Annotated in this window: 17 protein-coding genes; 11 read left to right on the forward strand and 6 right to left on the reverse strand. The window is 37.4% G+C overall.

Features of this window, described 5'->3' with window-relative positions; all coding sequences use genetic code 11:
- Positions 1-409: 409 nt before the first annotated feature.
- On the forward strand, positions 410-913 hold the full coding sequence (locus CP352_RS04800) for an O-acetyl-ADP-ribose deacetylase (RefSeq protein ID WP_089143014.1): 504 nt from the start codon (positions 410-412) through the stop codon (positions 911-913).
- 98 nt (positions 914-1,011) lie between these two features.
- On the opposite strand, the gene CP352_RS04805 is transcribed toward CP352_RS04800, so the two are convergent.
- Positions 1,012-2,259: an MFS transporter gene (locus tag CP352_RS04805; protein ID WP_089143015.1), complete on the reverse strand. Its 1,248-nt coding sequence runs from the start codon at positions 2,257-2,259 to the stop codon at positions 1,012-1,014.
- 151 nt (positions 2,260-2,410) lie between these two features.
- Here CP352_RS04805 and CP352_RS04810 point away from each other — a divergent pair, with 151 nt between their 5' ends.
- A complete protein-coding gene (locus tag CP352_RS04810) occupies positions 2,411-3,394 on the forward strand; it encodes a hypothetical protein (RefSeq protein ID WP_013086986.1) in 984 nt (327 codons plus the stop codon).
- A 71-nt stretch (positions 3,395-3,465) separates the two neighbouring features.
- On the opposite strand, the gene CP352_RS04815 is transcribed toward CP352_RS04810, so the two are convergent.
- The gene (locus CP352_RS04815) at positions 3,466-3,828 is read right to left on the reverse strand and encodes a hypothetical protein (RefSeq protein WP_005726721.1); all 363 of its coding nucleotides are present in this window, start codon (positions 3,826-3,828) and stop codon (positions 3,466-3,468) included.
- Positions 3,829-4,042: 214 nt separating this feature from the next.
- On the opposite strand from CP352_RS04815, the gene CP352_RS04820 reads away from it, so the two are divergent.
- The 5 genes from CP352_RS04820 to CP352_RS04840 all read left to right on the forward strand — a co-directional run bounded on the left by CP352_RS04820 (position 4,043) and on the right by CP352_RS04840 (position 9,876).
- Positions 4,043-6,580, forward strand: a complete 2,538-nt coding sequence (locus CP352_RS04820; protein WP_089151080.1) for a M1 family metallopeptidase — start codon at positions 4,043-4,045, stop codon at positions 6,578-6,580.
- Positions 6,581-6,694: 114 nt separating this feature from the next.
- A complete protein-coding gene (locus tag CP352_RS04825; RefSeq protein WP_041811086.1) occupies positions 6,695-8,188 on the forward strand; it encodes a peptide MFS transporter in 1,494 nt (497 codons plus the stop codon).
- A gap of 58 nt (positions 8,189-8,246) precedes the next feature.
- Entirely contained in the window at positions 8,247-8,528 is a 282-nt protein-coding gene (locus CP352_RS04830) for a SemiSWEET family transporter (RefSeq protein WP_080514219.1), read from the forward strand.
- A gap of 140 nt (positions 8,529-8,668) precedes the next feature.
- Positions 8,669-9,121 carry a LytTR family DNA-binding domain-containing protein gene (locus CP352_RS04835; protein ID WP_089151079.1) on the forward strand — a complete coding sequence of 151 codons (453 nt, stop codon included), beginning with the start codon at positions 8,669-8,671 and terminating at the stop codon, positions 9,119-9,121.
- Complete coding sequence (locus CP352_RS04840; protein WP_089151078.1) at positions 9,121-9,876, forward strand: LiaF domain-containing protein; 756 nt, start codon at positions 9,121-9,123, stop codon at positions 9,874-9,876. Before CP352_RS04835 ends, CP352_RS04840 begins: the two co-directional genes overlap by 1 nt.
- Before the next feature lie 27 nt (positions 9,877-9,903).
- Here CP352_RS04840 and CP352_RS04845 read toward each other — a convergent pair whose 3' ends face one another.
- Both CP352_RS04845 and CP352_RS04850 read right to left on the reverse strand, forming a co-directional pair.
- The gene (locus tag CP352_RS04845; protein WP_013086978.1) at positions 9,904-10,095 is read right to left on the reverse strand and encodes a hypothetical protein; all 192 of its coding nucleotides are present in this window, start codon (positions 10,093-10,095) and stop codon (positions 9,904-9,906) included.
- A gap of 91 nt (positions 10,096-10,186) precedes the next feature.
- On the reverse strand, positions 10,187-11,389 hold the full coding sequence (locus CP352_RS04850; RefSeq protein WP_089151077.1) for a L,D-transpeptidase family protein: 1,203 nt from the start codon (positions 11,387-11,389) through the stop codon (positions 10,187-10,189).
- 156 nt (positions 11,390-11,545) lie between these two features.
- Here CP352_RS04850 and CP352_RS04855 point away from each other — a divergent pair, with 156 nt between their 5' ends.
- Positions 11,546-12,343 (forward strand): DUF4931 domain-containing protein, encoded by a 798-nt coding sequence (locus CP352_RS04855; protein ID WP_089151076.1) that lies wholly within the window; start codon positions 11,546-11,548, stop codon positions 12,341-12,343.
- Between the two features lie 83 nt (positions 12,344-12,426).
- Here CP352_RS04855 and CP352_RS04860 read toward each other — a convergent pair whose 3' ends face one another.
- Positions 12,427-13,071 (reverse strand): hypothetical protein, encoded by a 645-nt coding sequence (locus CP352_RS04860; protein ID WP_005721800.1) that lies wholly within the window; start codon positions 13,069-13,071, stop codon positions 12,427-12,429.
- 58 nt (positions 13,072-13,129) lie between these two features.
- On the opposite strand from CP352_RS04860, the gene yaaA reads away from it, so the two are divergent.
- On the forward strand, positions 13,130-13,891 hold the full coding sequence (gene yaaA, locus CP352_RS04865; RefSeq protein ID WP_057726787.1) for a peroxide stress protein YaaA: 762 nt from the start codon (positions 13,130-13,132) through the stop codon (positions 13,889-13,891).
- Here the strand turns inward: yaaA and CP352_RS04870 are convergent.
- Positions 13,888-14,643, reverse strand: a complete 756-nt coding sequence (locus tag CP352_RS04870) for an alpha/beta hydrolase (protein ID WP_013086974.1) — start codon at positions 14,641-14,643, stop codon at positions 13,888-13,890. The genes yaaA and CP352_RS04870 overlap by 4 nt on opposite strands.
- 129 nt (positions 14,644-14,772) lie before the next feature.
- Between CP352_RS04870 and CP352_RS04875 the strand changes: the two genes are divergently transcribed.
- Positions 14,773-15,372 carry a histidine phosphatase family protein gene (locus tag CP352_RS04875; RefSeq protein ID WP_089143623.1) on the forward strand — a complete coding sequence of 200 codons (600 nt, stop codon included), beginning with the start codon at positions 14,773-14,775 and terminating at the stop codon, positions 15,370-15,372.
- Between the two features lie 118 nt (positions 15,373-15,490).
- Positions 15,491-16,015, forward strand: coding sequence for a TetR/AcrR family transcriptional regulator (locus tag CP352_RS04880; RefSeq protein ID WP_089143624.1), 525 nt, complete (start codon positions 15,491-15,493; stop codon positions 16,013-16,015).

Below are 16,015 nucleotides of genomic sequence, written 5' to 3' on the forward strand. Positions count from 1 at the left end.
CTGATCCAAGTAATGATGGTAGTGAGTAGCAAGATTATACTTAGACTGAGTGATAGGTAATCGAATCTGTTAGACAACAATAGAATACCTAGGATTATGACTCCAATTAGATATAAAAATATGATGAGATCATCTAAAATTATTTTGCTAGCTTGAACACTGGGAATGAGAATGCTTAAAGCAAAAGAAAATAAGATGATCGAAATGATGCATAAACTGCGTCGTAGAATTTTCATTTCGTTGCTCCTATAACGCTAAACTTAATATTAGGATACTAAATATAGAAATCAATTCAAGTTCGTAATATAAAAATAACGGGATGCTTTGTATTCTTTTTTGGATCAAACCAATATTATTGGTGTTAGAATGGTGGTAGAAAGAAATATTGGTTATTTCTAAGGACATAATTATGAAAGACATAAAAATTATTAAAGGCGATATTACTAAGATGAAAGCCGACGCGATCGTTAATGCTGCTAATAATTCATTACTTGGTGGTGGCGGCGTTGATGGTGCCATTCATAGAGCAGCGGGTCCACGTTTGCTTGAAGAATGCATGACTTTGCATGGTTGTCCAACAGGTGAAGCAAGGATAACACATGGCTATAATTTACCTGCGAAATATGTAATTCATACAGTAGGCCCAGTTTATACCGGCAAGACTAGTGATGCACATATGCTAGCTTCTTGCTACTATAATTCACTGGCTTTGGCAAAGAAAGCGGGATTGCATAGCGTAATTTTTTCAGCTATTTCTACGGGTGTGTATGGTTATCCTGCAGAAGATGCAACTAAGATCGCAGTTGACGCGATTGAAAAGTGGCAGAAAGAAAATTCAGGTTATAAGTTGGACATTTCAATGTGCGCTTATGATAATCGGATGTATCGCATTTATGCAAAGATGGTAGCATAAAAAATTGAAAATAATAAAGAGCTGTAAATATTTTTTGTGTGATATTTACAGCTCTTTTATTCCATTTTTAAATTCCATACTTTAGGAATATGCTTAACCTATCTATTCCGATAAGAAATTCCCCAAGCAAAAATCAAAACAAGCACAAAGTTGACCAGTAACGTAAATCCAGTTACCCAGAATACCGTTGCATAATTTGAAAAACCGGAAATAGTCGATCCCATTAACGATCCTAACACGGCACCAACTGCTTGAAATGACTGGTTATAACTAAAGATTCGACCGAAACTTTCGCTTGGTGTGTTTAAAGTTAATACCGTCTGTGCGGCTGGCAACATCCCTGCACTAGCAATCCCTAATAAGAAGCGCAGTCCTGCTAGTACCCAAGGCGAATTAGTCAAAGCCATTGGTGCAAACAATACGGCACCGACGACTAAGCCGATTCGCAATACGCGTAACGGTCCAACTTCATCCATCTTGTGTCCAATTCGCGATGCCGCAATTAGCGTTCCAAGACCAGGCGTTGCCGCAACAACACCTGCAACAAAGGCAACATCCCCGTCATGAGGCATCATTGATTTTACGTATAATGAAACAATTGGATCAATTGACATGGTTGATGATTGTACCAACATGGTAGTAATAAACATCACCACAATCAATTTTACGCTAGGCAAGCTTTTCATGATTTCGCCCATTGGCTTCATCTTTTCACGAGAAATTGGAGTAAAGTCTTCGTGAACTAAGAACGTTGTACCTAAAAAGACGATGAACATTAAAACACCGGTAATGAAGAATGGAATCCGATACCCCCAGGCGCCACCAAACATATTGCCAAAGAAGCTGGAGAGAGCACCACCTAATAGCGGTCCAATCAAATTTCCGGCAGTCCCGGCCGTCATCATTTGACTCATGACCCAGCCGCTACGTTCATGCGGCGTTTCACTTGCCATTAAAGCGGTGGCGTTGTTAATATAACCAGAAAAAGAACCTTGAATAAAACGCATTACAATAATATAAATTGCATTGGGTGCAAATCCAGTTAGGGTAATAGTTAAAGCCATCACACCAGAAGCACGCATACACATTAGTTTTCTACCTTTGCGGTCAGCGAGGCTGCCCCAATATGGTGAAACTATTGCCTGGGCAATAAAAGTCATTGCAAAAGCTAATCCTGAATAAAGATTGATTTGCAGTTTAGAATAATTACCCAAATCTGAAATAAATAGTGAAATAAAGGGCATTGTCATTGAATAGCCCATCCCAGTGATAAAGCAACCGAGCCATAAAGTATAAAAGGCCATATGCCAACCAGCTGGCAGTTTTGCTGATTTAGTTTTAGTCAAAAAGTCATCTCTTTCTAAAAAAAGCACAATTATTAATATTCATTTTAGCACATGCAAAACAAAGCTAAATTTTCTCTGAAATTTCATTCTTAATTCAAGCAAAAAAGTGATAATGTGCTACTATAGTGCTTTGAGAAGGGGGCTGCAGTTTATGGCACATATGTCGCGGCGTGAATATCGCATGAAAAAAGAGCACGGTCAAGCCGGCGCAGATCGTTCACGGACCAATTATACTAAGACAAGAGCAACAACACGTGAAGAATTTCGCAGCAGAAAAATTAGTAATCCTCAGCCGATTATTAATCAAAATGTCGCAAATGCATCAAGGGAAAATTACCATCATGTTAAGTTGAACTTTTGGAATATTTTTTCTGACCGACCATATATTTCGGTTGCGATTATTGTTTTAGCCTTATTTTTCGCCATGATTAAATTCTGGTGGGGATTGGTTATCTTAGCCTTGATCGTCATTGCAGGGATTTTTATCATTGGTCACAGTCACCATCCTGATCGAGTTTTAAGTCTGGAATTTCATCTGAAAGCTTCAAGAAAATTAAGCATGTTAAGAGCACTAGAATTAGGTGGCTCAGTTACCATGTTTTTAGCTACTTATATGAAGCAAGTTGTGTCGGTCGATTTTTCATCGGCTGGATCAACTGATAGTTTCCAACTTGTTCAAGGTATTCTGTCCAATAATGGTGGTGTTTATGGACAACGTGGATCTTATTTCTTGAGTTTGCTTAATACCTTATCTGGTGGATCGCTTTGGAGCTCATATCGTTATGCCACTAATAGTGCGCAGATGATGAATTCAAGTTCTGGGCGCTGGATTATTATGTGGATCTTGCTATTGATGATTGCTCCAGCATTCTGCGTATTAGCACAGTTCTTTAAAGAACCATATTCGCGTAATGTAGCGTTAGTGACTTCAATTATTAGTACAGTTAGTTTTGTCTTGACGCCGGTATTAATGCGTAAATGGGTTGTGGGCTATGCAATGGAAAATCAAGTAGCCCGTGAGGCTGCTAACAATGCTGTCCACATTGGAACAATGGCCTATGTAGGGATGGCGTGCTCGATCTTAGTTTTAGTCATTGCACTTTATCGTTTTATCAAGCAAGATAATTTTGAGTAAAACAAAAACCAGTTTAGTCAATTGGACTAAGCTGGTTTTCTTTAGCTTTTGGGAATTAAAGGAATTTAATTTTAGTACCAGTTGTGAGCTAACCAAAATCTCTTGGCGTTAACCCATGAACCGTAACGACCGTAAACGTAATTATCAGCAACACGTTCTTGGTTCTTAGGTGAAAGGTTACCATGTAAGTAGCCAATGTTTAATTGGTATTTGCCGTAACAAACACCGTTTCTAGCAGTGTAGCTACCACCTGATTCGCGCATTGCGATCCATCTCTTAGCAGCTTTTTCAGCTTTTGAAAGCTTTCTTGCAGCTTGAACAGTTTGAGTAGTTGAAGTATTGGTAGAAAAAGCATTTGCAACTGCAACACAAGCAAAGGCAAGTGCTAAGGCAGCTAAGATTTTTACTAAAGTAGATTTAACATGTTTATTCATTGATGTATTCATTCCTTATTAAATTTAATTAATTCTTTCAAAACTTATTTATTTCTTAATGACTATGCTTCTATAGTACAAGCTCAATATGACAGCAATGTTACAGAACTGAAACGTCATCCTTACAATCAATAAGAAATAGCCTTTTTTGAGCGCTTTCGCGCTTATTTTGGTAAAATTAAAAGTAAATGATCTATTAATTAGGAGGAAAAATATGGCAGTTAAACGTTTTTATGAAACTTTCCACCCAGAACATTATGATTTACGTATTAACGTAAACCGTAAGCAAAAGGAAATTAATGGTACTTCAACGATTACCGGTGAAGTAATTGAAAATCCAGTATTTATTAACCAAAAATATATGACCATTGACAGCGTTAAGGTTGATGGTAAAAAGGTAGATTTTGAAGTACTTGAAAAAGAGGAAGCTATCAAAATTTCAACTGGTGTAAACAGCAAGGCTGTAATTGAAATTGCTTATAGTGCACCACTTACTGATACTATGATGGGTATTTATCCTTCATACTACGAGTTAGAAGGTAAGAAGAAGCAAATTATTGGTACCCAATTTGAAACTACTTTTGCTCGTCAAGCTTTTCCATGTGTTGATGAACCAGAAGCTAAGGCTACTTTTAGTCTTGCGCTTAAGTGGGATGAAGAAGATGGCGAAGTTGCTCTTGCCAATATGCCTGAGGTTGAAGTGGACAAGGACGGCTACCACCACTTTGAAGAAACTGTTCGCATGTCTAGTTACTTGGTTGCCTTTGCCTTTGGTGATTTGCAATCAAAGACTACTCACACTAAGGATGGCGTCTTAATTGGTGTTTATGCAACTAAGGCCCACAAGCCTAAGGAATTAGACTTTGCTTTGGGTGTTGCTAAGAACGCAATTGAATTTTACGAAGAATTTTACCAAACTAAGTATCCACTTCCACAATCATTGCAATTGGCTTTGCCAGATTTCAGTGCTGGTGCCATGGAAAACTGGGGGTTAGTAACTTACCGTGAAGCATATTTACTGCTTGATCCAGACAATACTAGCCTTGAAATGAAGAAATTGGTTGCTACAGTTATTACTCACGAATTGGCTCACCAATGGTTCGGTGATTTAGTAACCATGAAATGGTGGGATAATTTATGGCTTAACGAAAGTTTTGCTAACATGATGGAATACTTGTCAGTTGATGGTCTAGAACCTGATTGGCATATTTGGGAAATGTTCCAAACCAGTGAAGCACCTGCAGCTTTGACTAGAGATGCTACTGACGGTGTTCAACCAATTCAAATGGAAATCAATGATCCAGCAGATATTGACTCTGCCTTTGACAGTGCCATTGTTTATGCTAAGGGTTCTAGAATGCTAGTTATGGTTCGTTCACTTCTTGGTGACGATGCCTTAAGAAAAGGCTTGAAGTATTACTTCGACCACCACAAGTTCGGTAATGCCACTGGTGACGATCTTTGGGATGCTCTTTCAACCGCAACTGACCTTGATATTGGCAAGATTATGCACTCATGGTTAAAGCAACCAGGTTATCCAGTAGTTAGTGCATATGTTGATAGTAGCGATGGTCACTTAAAGCTTTCACAACAACAATTCTTCATTGGTGAAGGTAAAGACGTTGGTAGACAATGGCAAATTCCATTGAATGCGAACTTCAAGGCACCTAAGATTATGTCTGACAAGGAAATCGACTTAGGTTACTACAAGAATTTACGTAGTGAAGCAGGTCACCCACTTAGAATTAATGTAGGTAACAACTCACACTTTATCGTTAAGTATGACAAGACTTTGCTTGATGATATTTTGGCTCATGTTGATGAACTTGATCCAATTGCCAAATTGCAATTATTGCAAGACTTACGTCTTTTAGCAGAAGGTAAACAAATTTCTTATGCTGCTGTTGTGCCACTTTTGACTAAATTTGCTGACTCGAAGTCAAGTGTAGTTATTAATGCTCTTTACGCTACTGCTGCTAAGTTGCGCCAATTTGTTGAACCTGAATCAGCTCAAGAAAAGGACTTAAAGAAGCTTTATGACAAGTTATCCGCCGGTCAAGTTGCTCGTTTGGGCTGGAAAGTTAAGCCAGGTGAAAGCGATGAAGATGCACAAATTCGTCCATATGAATTAAGTGCCAGTCTTTACGCTGAAAATAAAGACTCAATTAAGACAGCTCATGAGATTTTCACTGCTAATGAAGACAACTTAGAGGCAATGAATGCTGATGTTCGTCCGTATGTTTTAATCAATGAAGTAAAGAACTTTGGTAGCCACAACCTAATCGAAAACCTAATCAAGGAATATCAAAGAACTGCTGATCCTTCATACAAAGTTGATCTTCGTAGCGCAATTACTAGTACGATTGATCCGGCCGAAGTTGCGTTAATTGTTGATAATTTTGAAAATGCTGACGTAATTAAACCACAAGACTTGCGTGGCTGGTATGCTGGTTTGCTCAGCAACCATCATGGTCAACAAGCAGCCTGGGACTGGATTAGAGAAGATTGGGATTGGCTTGATAAGACTGTCGGTGGTGACATGGAATTTACAACATTCATCACAGTAACTACTCGCGTCTTCCATACTCCAACTAGACTTAAAGAATTTAAAGAATTCTTTGAACCAAAGGTAAATATTCCACTTCTTAGTCGTGAAATTAAGATGGATATTAAAGTTATTGAAGGTAAAGTTGACTTGATCGAAGCTGAAAAAGTGGCTGTTAACAACGCAGTTGCTAAGGCAATCAATTAATTTGAAGCAATAATTACCTAATAAATAAGGATTCACTGTAAAAAGTGGATCCTTATTTTTTCGTGGTATAATTATTTCTATTGTGCTTATCTATGATAAGAAGGGAGTTTTTATTTGGGGAAACAAGATTCAAATACAGCATTTTTCGGACAACCAAAGGGTTTGTCCACGTTATTCTTTACTGAAATGTGGGAGCGCTTCAGTTACTACGGAATGCGCGCCATCCTGCTTTTCTACATGTATTATGCAGTCACCAAAGGTGGTCTGGGAATGGACCAAACAACGGCTGCATCAATCATGTCAATCTATGGTTCACTTGTTTATTTATCAACCCTAGTTGGCGGCTGGCTGTCTGATCGTGTTTGGGGTTCAAGAAAAACCGTCTTTTATGGCGGCGTTTTGATCATGTTAGGTCACATTGTCTTGGCACTTCCAGCTGGTGTAACGGCGTTATATGCTTCAATTGCCTTAATTGTGGTTGGTACTGGTTTATTAAAGCCAAATGTATCTGATATGGTTGGTGGTCTTTATTCAGTTGAAGATCGCAGAAGAGATGCGGGTTTTAGCATCTTTGTCTTTGGGATTAACTTAGGATCATTTCTTGCACCTTGGTTAGTTCCATGGGCAGCACAAGGTTTTGGCTTTCATATTTTTGGTAATGAAATGAACTTCCATGCCGGCTTTTCTTTAGCTGCAATCGGGATGTTCTTTGGCTTAGTGCAATATGTTTGGGGCGGTAAAAAATACCTTTCTCCTGAAAGTTTGACGCCTAATGATCCTATTGATAGAGGTGACTTGCTTAATATTATTAAGTGGGTAGTTATTGGGTTCGTGGTGATTGCCCTTGTATTAGCTGCAATGGCCGGCTTTGGTCAATTGAACGTTGACAATGTCATTACTTTATTGACTATTTTAGCAATTGCACTGCCAATTTATTACTTTGTGATGATGCTACGTAGTTCAAAAGTAACTAAGGTTGAGCGTTCACGAGTTAAGGCTTACATTCCATTGTTCTTTGCTGCAGCTATCTTCTGGGGCATTGAAGAATCAGGCTCAGTAGTTTTAGCTCTGTTTGCCGCTCAAAGAACCGTGCTTCATATTGGTAATTGGCACTTTACAGCAGCCAACTTTCAGTCTCTTAACCCATTATTCATTATGATTTTAACGCCAATCTTCGTTTGGCTTTGGGAACATTGGAAAAAGCAGCCAACAGCTCCAGGCAAGTTTGCAGCAGGGCTAGTTTTTGCTGGTCTATCTTATATGTGGATGGCTTTGCCAGGGATGCTTTATGGTACAGCAGGCAAGGTTAGTCCATTTTGGCTAGTTGGTTCTTGGTTCTTAGTTGAAATTGCGGAAATGTTGATTTCACCGATTGGACTATCAATCACCACTAAGTTAGCGCCAGAAGCTTATCGTTCACAAATGATGAGTCTATGGTTCATGGCTGATGCGACAGGTCAGGCGGTTAATGCGCAGATTGTTAAATTTTATTCAACTGGCACGGAAGTCCAATATTTCATGGCTGTTGGTTTGGTCAGCGTAGCCTTTGCGGTAATAATGTTCTTTTTAGTTAAGAGAATTAATGTGCTAATGGAAGGTGTCCACTAAAATTAGATTTTTTGCAATGATCTCTGGTTTTTCATACAATAAACGATAAGGGAGAGATTTGTTGAAAAAATTTAAAGGATTAGATCGAAAAACTGTATTAACTATAGGACGTATTGGATCCGTGTTATCTGTACTGATGTACGTTTCTTATATTCCACAAATTATTAATAACTTGAACGGAAATTATGGGAATCCTGTTCAGCCATTAGTGGCAGCGATTAACTGTACGATTTGGGTACTCTATGCAGTTCTGGGTGAAAAGAAAGATTGGCCACTATTTACGGCTAATTTCCCAGGAATTATTTTCGGATTGATAACGTTTTTTACTAGTTTACATTGATAATAAGCAATAAGACGGCAGATGTCGTCTTATTTTTTTACCACTTAGAAGGTAAAATTTACCGCTTAGTTCAAAACTATGGAAAAGTTAGCTAAAATATTTTTTAATATGATTATCAGATTTGGAAGGGAGTGAGGAACATGAAAGTAAAACTTGAGATTGATCCAGATGCCTCAGAAGATGAATTGATTATTAAGGCTAAAAATATTTCTCCAGAAATGGAACAGCTTTATAAGAAATTACAAGGTATTGAACACAATGATCAGATTGAATGTTTTAGAAACAATGTTTCTTACTACTTACCACTGAACGAGATTTTGTTTTTTGAAACAGATGCCAAGCAGGTAATTTTGCATACACAAGATAAGGCATACTTGGTTAAACATAAATTGTATGAGTTAGAAAATATTTTGGGCGCAGGTTTCATGCGGATTTCCAAATCGACAATTATTAATTTAGATCAAATTTATGGTTTAACTCGGTCGATTTCAGATTGCAAGATACAGTTTCATGATACTTATAAAACTGTATATGCATCCCGTCGATACTACAAAGAATTACGCACACGCTTAGATGAAAGAAGGTCTTTATAATGAAAAACAGTTTTGCCAGAATTTTGTGGGGAGTAGGACTAATCGCTGCAGCTGCGCTTTTGGTGATCAGTCAATTAGGCTTGTTAAGCTTCAAAATTAGCGTTTGGACAATTATTTTGACAGTCATTTTTGTGGCTTGCTTAATTAAGGGCTTGCTCGATAAGAGCATTGTGGTGTCCGTTTTCTCAATTGCTTTTTTAGTAATTACTTATGCAGGTCCCCTGGGCATTAAAAAGTTCTTATCCTCTTGGATGATTTTGTTCATTGCTTTGCTTGTTTCAATGGGATTGAGCTTGCTTTTTAAAAAAGATCCGGAAATTGTTATCAAGAAGAGCTTTCATTGGAATGATGACGATGATAGTGACGATGCTGATACAGAGACAAAAGTAACACATCATCATGTTCAAGATGTGATTGAAGATGGTGACAATATCGTAATTAATCAAAAGATGGCTGGCGATTCTTCACGTTATATTCATTCACAAAATTTACAGTCAATTAATCTTGAAGCTTCATTCGGTAATGCTAATATTTATCTCGATGATGCGAAGGCGGCAGGAGATACAGTAATTTTGAATTTAACGGCTTCAATGGGCAATGTTAATCTCTATATTCCACTATCATGGGAGCTAGAGAATCAATTGAGCGTTAGCTTAGGCAATGTTATTGTAAAAGGCAAGAGCAATGGAGGCGGCCCAACTTTGGTTTTAAAGGGTAGAGCTAACATGGGTAACGTGGTAATCCATTATATTTAAAAAAAGACGTGAAAATTCACGTCTTTTTTAGCGCAATGCAATCCAATAACCGATTAATAAAATTCCGAAAACAAGGAAAATGATGGCTAAAGTGCGTTGCCATTTTGCCTCGTTTTTGTTTTCTGCTTGCTTTTGGTTGGCTTGTCCGTTTTTTTCGCTAAGATACTTGAAGTAAGAAATCACTGCCACAAATAGGCAGATAATACCAATAATTAACATGTCTAATCCTCTCAAAAATCTATATCTTTTCTATTAATTTTACGCAAAAAAATCGCCTGCTTCAATTGAAGTAGACGATTAATCTTTATTTTTAATATACGATAACAGCGTCGTTGGTCAAAACATTGTTCCAAACGCTTCTCATCTCAGCTGGACGAATGTTAACACAGCCATGCGAACCGCCAGTAAGATAGGCTGACTTACTCCAGTCGTTACGCCAGCTAGCATCGTGTAAACCGCAGCCACTCAAGGTAAATGGCATCCAGTATTGTACTTTGGAGGCATACTTAGAACCGTCGTCGTTATAGCCACGAAGTACGCTTGGTGATTCCTTATACATGATGTACCAAACACCCTTAGGCGTAGCATTGCCCTTGTCTTCGGTTCCCGTTACTACATCATTCAAATGAACGGCAACTTTACCTTTGCGGACAACCCACAATTCTTGGTTTTTAATTGAAACAACGACATAGTTTTGACCGATACCATGATTGCTTTTGCCATAGCCGTGGGCATAAGTGCTGTAGCCTTCACCGTAAATGTACTTGCTACCATCAACAGTAGTTTGACCATTAATCAAGGCTTTTTCTACTGCTGCTACAGCTTTCTTGACATAAATTCCCCAGCCATAGCTTTCGTTCTTAACGGTAATTGTTTTGCCGTTGACCTTGTTGCCGACGGGAACAGTGAACTTGTAACTCTTCTTCAGAGTTTTAACTTCCTGATCGATTTTTTTCAATTTGGCATGTAACTTCTTAACGTCAGTGAACTTGTACTTGCCATCTTTGTAAGTAACTTCGTGGATTAATTCATCAGCTCTTAGTTGATATTCCTTGCCGTTAATTTTATAAGTTACGACAGCCTTTTGAATCTTTTGCAAATTCTTTTTGGCTTCATCCATTTTGGCGGATTTGAAGACGTATTTTTGCTTACTTGGCAAATCAGTATGTTGTTTAGTAAAAATATTTTTAACTTCAGCTTGACTGATAGTTTGAACATTATCGTCTTTTTCAGCAATAATCTTTTTATTTCTTAAAAAGACCACATTGTCTGCTTGATCATTGATCTTGGTAGTTGCCTTATTAACCGTCAGCTTTCCGACCTTTACACCGTAGATTGTAACGTTAGGATTAAAGTGTGTAGACGCATATTCACGTTGGCTACGCTCGGCTGCTACTCTTTGATTATGAATGATAAAGCCACAAATAATTGCAATTACGACAATTATGCCAATAATAATAAGATAGAGATTGTTGCGATTATTTCGTTTTCTCATTTCTGTTCTAGATTGCATTATTAAAACCCATCTCTTAGTAAATTTCGAATAAACGTTTGTTTTGACACAGTATAACAAGTATTTTTATGCTAGTAAAGCTACAAAATATTTTACATTATAGTAAAACTTTACCCATTAGACTTTAAACTATTTTAAATAAAAAAAGGAATAAATATGACTAATGATCCACTTGTTTTTCGAATGAGCATTGCTAAAGGCAAACCGCAATCATATCGTAAGGATAAGAAGAAAAACGTTTGCCCATTTTGTGATGTTGAAAATTTAACTGATATTTACGCCAAGGAAGATGACATGATTTGGCTTAAGAATAAGTTCCCGACCTTGCGCGATACCTGGCAGACTGTACTAATTGAATCTAGTGATCATAACGGCGATATTAGTACTTATACGCAGGAACATAATCGCAAGTTGATGCATTTTGCGCTAGCTTGTTTTGAAAAAATGCAGGCTAGTGACCAATATGAGTCAATTGTTTGGTACAAGAACTATGGTCCACATTCAGGTGGTTCCTTGATTCACCCGCATATGCAGATAGTTGGCTTTGAACATGAAGATGGCTATAAATATATTCACCCGAATAATTTTGAAGGTGAGACCCTTTTTGAAAAAAGTGGGGTAGAAGTTAACATTGCTGAACACCCCGTTCAAGGCTACACTGAGCTCAATATTAACTTGTTAGATAAAAATAGCATTGACTTGTGGGCTGACTGGATTCAAAGTGGTGCCAAGTATTTGTTAAATATCATGTATAATGGCCGCTGCGATTCTTATAATCTATTCTTTTATCCGCGTAATGATGACGGTATTTGTGCTAAATATATTACACGTTTTGAAGCGCCACCTTATTTTGTTGGCTATAAGTTATCGCAAGTTAATGATGAAATTACTCTGGATAAAGAAGCACGTCGTTTTAGAGAATTTTTTGATAATGGTTCAGTAGTTAAAGCTTAAGCAAGAATAAATTTTTTTGAAACTAGAAATAGCAATTACATAAGATTGTAAAAAGGCGTTCTGCTACAAAGAACGCCTTTTTACTAAAATTTCGTTTCTAAAATGTCATCTTCAGGTCGGTGGGCTTGAATTCGCAACACTTGCCAAGCAAACTCATCATCTGGTTTGACTAAGTTAATAGTTAATTTTTGATCCTTATAGTTAAAATCAAGATCAGTTCGATGTTCAATCCATTCTACCCGGTTAGGTTCTTCGACTAGGCCTTCTACCACGATTTTGTCAGGAAGAGGACTAGGTAAGAAGACATATTTTTGGTAATTTGCATGGCGATTTTCTAAAATAAAACCATCGCTACTGGTTAAAGCACTAGTTTTTCCTTCGTTGAAGGCGTGACCGAATTGGTGCATCCAATCATTGATCGTATCCAGCATTGCTTGAGTTGCGGCAGAAAACTTGCCTGCTTCAACGGGCACATTAATAATTGTAGTCTTACCAGCTTTACGGTTATTGACCATGGTATCAATGACGTTATCCTTAGTTAAGTCAGTACTATTTTCTGGATTAGCTAAAAAAATAGTATACTTAGCGCAAGCTGTTTTGAAATCTTCAGTTTGCCTGTCAGTCATCACTGCACGAGCACCGATATTACGGGCTGTTTTTACTAAAAAGTCGGCATCAGCCTTATCATTAAGTTGATAATTTAAGACAATTGCAAAATCAGGATTCATTATTTTTCCTCCTTATTAATCACAATTTAAGTTTACCGTAAAGGAACAAAATCTAAAAATGAAAATTATTATTGCACCTGCAAAAATTATGAAAATTGATCGTGATTCATTTCCAATTCAGTCAAAACCGCAGTTCTTGGATAAGACACGAATTCTAGAAAGATTTCTTAAGTCAAGGTCAAATGAACAGTTAAAAGACCTTTGGCATGCTAGTGAAAATGTGACTAAGCAAAGCATATTGCAACTAGAAAATATGAATTTGGATGAACGATTAACTCCTGCAATTTTGGCTTTTTCAGGAATTCAATACCAATATATGGCTCCGGATTTATTTACACAACCTGCACTTGACTATATTCAAAAGAATTTGCGGATTCTATCAGGATTTTATGGTATGCTCCGGCCTTTTGATGGTGTTTGCCCATATCGCCTAGAATTAAATACTAAAATGGTTGGTTTTCGTGATTATAGCTTGTATCATTTCTGGGGCAGTGATATCGCTGAAAATTTATTTCAAGAAGATAATATAGTTATCGATTTGGCTTCCAAACAATATACACGTTTGGTTAAACCTTATTTGAGTCAAGGACGACAATTAATTACGGTTGACTTTCAGGAACTAAAAAATGATAAGTGGAAGACCGTTGGGGTTCACGCTAAGATGGCTCGTGGTGAAATGGTGCGCTACATTGCCGAGAAGCAAATAAAAAATCCCACAGATTTGCAGGACTTTAATGATTTTGAATTTCAATTTGAACCTGACGTAAGTACTAAGGATCATTACGTCTTTCGTACTGAGTTCGACTTTACTCGGCGCTAAAATAATGGTTTTAAAAATTGAGCAGTTAAATCTGATGCTGACTTTTTGTATTGACCAGTGAATCTGTGATCTGCATCCGTAATGGCATGAAGTTCGCTATTTTCATAAATATCATGGTATTTTTTAGCATATTTAGGGTTAACTACTTGGTCATTAGTACCATAAATGACTGATACTGGGCCACTAAAGCGGGCAGAGACCTCGTAAATCGGTAAAACTTGAGCGGTTCGGAGATAAAATCCGCCTAGTTTCATTCCTAATTTATTGCCGACTAGTGGAACAGTATCAGGAATATGGTTAGGATCATAGACTGCGCCTTGTGTGTTACCTTTAAGTGCATCGTCTTTTAATTGAGCAGCTGGTGCTAAAAGGACAACTTTTTTAATCACGTCAGGATAAAGACCGGCGAGCATTGATGCAATTACACCGCCTTGGGAATGACCAACTAAGAAAATATTACGTACATGTGGATCGGTGCGAACGTATTCTAAGATTGCCTTGCCGTCAGCGATTTCGTTTGGCACAGTCATATTTTCAAACTTGCCGTCACTTTCGCCATGACCATTAAAGTCAAAACGGACGCTAGCGACATTTTCGTCGCGTAGATCATCGGCAATTTGTCTTAATAATTCAGTGTTGCGGTTAGCGGTAAAACCATGCATGAGGATAGCCATGTCATAGATTTCGCCGAATGGTTCTTCGCGGTCTCCTACTAAGGTGAGACCATCTCTTTCAATTGTAACGCGGGACATAATGTTTCCCCTTTCTAATTATCTATTTATATTTTAAGCTTTTTAAATTTCAAAACGCTAAAAAAACAGTAAAGAAATGGAAAGATTAGTTAAATAAGGGTATGATTTTAAGAAAAGGTGATGTAAAAAATGGAAATAGTTTTTATTCGTCATGGACAAACAGACGTGAATAAAGATAATCGAATTCAGGGCGCACAAGTTGACGCAGACTTGAATGAATTTGGTCGTGAATATGCTAAAAAATCCGCCGCTAAGTTTGATGAAAATAAATTTGATGTTGTTTATTCCAGTCCAATGAAGAGAGCAGTAGAGACTGCGAAAATTTTTACTAAAGGTAAAAAGAAATTAAATTTAGACAAACGTTTGCTGGAATTTGATTTTGGTGATTGGGACGGCAAGAAGATGGATGATATTGCTAAGGAATATCCGGATGTCGTTGATCCATGGGGAAAAGTTACTCGCGACTATGTTAAATATGCCAAAAATGGTGAGGGCTACGAAGAGTTTGAAGCACGTTGCGCTAACTTTTTAGACGAAATATATCAAAAATATCCAGAAGGTAAGGTATTAGTAGTGGCACATGGTCGTTTGATTCGAATGATGGCAGCTCATTATTTGAGTAATGGCGACATGGACAAGATAGATACGCCAAATAATTGTGCATTAAGTAAATTTAGCGTCCGTGATGGTATTGCTAGGTTGTACTACTATAATCGAGTTTTAGTTTAGAGAAAGAAGGCAGAGGCCTTATTTTTTTGTGTATATGTATTGACAACTCGTCACAATCAGCTATGATATAAGTAATTGATGACAAGTCGTCATTTGTGTTGGAAAAGGGGAAAACAAAATGGTTAAGCAAACTTTTAAAAATTTACCGTCTGCTAAACGTAGACGTATTGAAGCGGTGTTGTTAGAAGAATTCAGCACTTATCCGTTAGCAGATGCTAAGGTGTCACATATTGTTAAGAATGCCAACATTGCTCGAGGAGCATTTTATAAATATTTTGATGATTTAATTGATGCATATGTTTATATGTATCACATCGCTATTAAAGACATTCATGCTGGGATGAGTCCTGATGAAAAATTTGATCCTAATCATTTTTATGCAAGAGTAGTTAAGTTTATTGATAAAGTTCAATACAGTAAATATGAACCAATGATGAAATTGCATATGTTGCAAAATGAGTACTTGATACCAGATAATTTCAAAATTTATTCAAGACAATTGTTGAATATGGGGCCACAATTGTGGAGTGCCATGGTACTTAGTCATGAAGTTATCAACTTATGCTTATCAGATCCCGAAAATCAGGAAAAGAACTTGGCGCGCTATAAGAAGAGCCTAGACATACTAGCAAAGGGGATGTAG

This window comes from Lactobacillus sp. UMNPBX1 (assembly GCF_002554085.1).
Lineage (GTDB): Bacteria > Bacillota > Bacilli > Lactobacillales > Lactobacillaceae > Lactobacillus > Lactobacillus crispatus.

What these genes read in the sequence shown, in the direction of transcription:
- CP352_RS04810 (WP_013086986.1), top strand. Translation starts at nt 2,411, where the DNA reads ATGGCACATATGTCGCGGCGTGAATATCGCATGAAAAAAGAGCACGGT.
- yaaA (WP_057726787.1), top strand. Translation starts at nt 13,130, where the DNA reads ATGAAAATTATTATTGCACCTGCAAAAATTATGAAAATTGATCGTGAT.
- CP352_RS04855 (WP_089151076.1), top strand. Translation starts at nt 11,546, where the DNA reads ATGACTAATGATCCACTTGTTTTTCGAATGAGCATTGCTAAAGGCAAA.
- CP352_RS04840 (WP_089151078.1), top strand. Translation starts at nt 9,121, where the DNA reads ATGAAAAACAGTTTTGCCAGAATTTTGTGGGGAGTAGGACTAATCGCT.
- CP352_RS04835 (WP_089151079.1), top strand. Translation starts at nt 8,669, where the DNA reads ATGAAAGTAAAACTTGAGATTGATCCAGATGCCTCAGAAGATGAATTG.
- CP352_RS04815 (WP_005726721.1), bottom strand. Translation starts at nt 3,828, where the DNA reads ATGAATAAACATGTTAAATCTACTTTAGTAAAAATCTTAGCTGCCTTA.
- CP352_RS04875 (WP_089143623.1), top strand. Translation starts at nt 14,773, where the DNA reads ATGGAAATAGTTTTTATTCGTCATGGACAAACAGACGTGAATAAAGAT.
- CP352_RS04880 (WP_089143624.1), top strand. Translation starts at nt 15,491, where the DNA reads ATGGTTAAGCAAACTTTTAAAAATTTACCGTCTGCTAAACGTAGACGT.
- CP352_RS04870 (WP_013086974.1), bottom strand. Translation starts at nt 14,643, where the DNA reads ATGTCCCGCGTTACAATTGAAAGAGATGGTCTCACCTTAGTAGGAGAC.
- CP352_RS04820 (WP_089151080.1), top strand. Translation starts at nt 4,043, where the DNA reads ATGGCAGTTAAACGTTTTTATGAAACTTTCCACCCAGAACATTATGAT.
- CP352_RS04800 (WP_089143014.1), top strand. Translation starts at nt 410, where the DNA reads ATGAAAGACATAAAAATTATTAAAGGCGATATTACTAAGATGAAAGCC.
- CP352_RS04845 (WP_013086978.1), bottom strand. Translation starts at nt 10,095, where the DNA reads ATGTTAATTATTGGTATTATCTGCCTATTTGTGGCAGTGATTTCTTAC.
- CP352_RS04860 (WP_005721800.1), bottom strand. Translation starts at nt 13,071, where the DNA reads ATGAATCCTGATTTTGCAATTGTCTTAAATTATCAACTTAATGATAAG.
- CP352_RS04850 (WP_089151077.1), bottom strand. Translation starts at nt 11,389, where the DNA reads ATGCAATCTAGAACAGAAATGAGAAAACGAAATAATCGCAACAATCTC.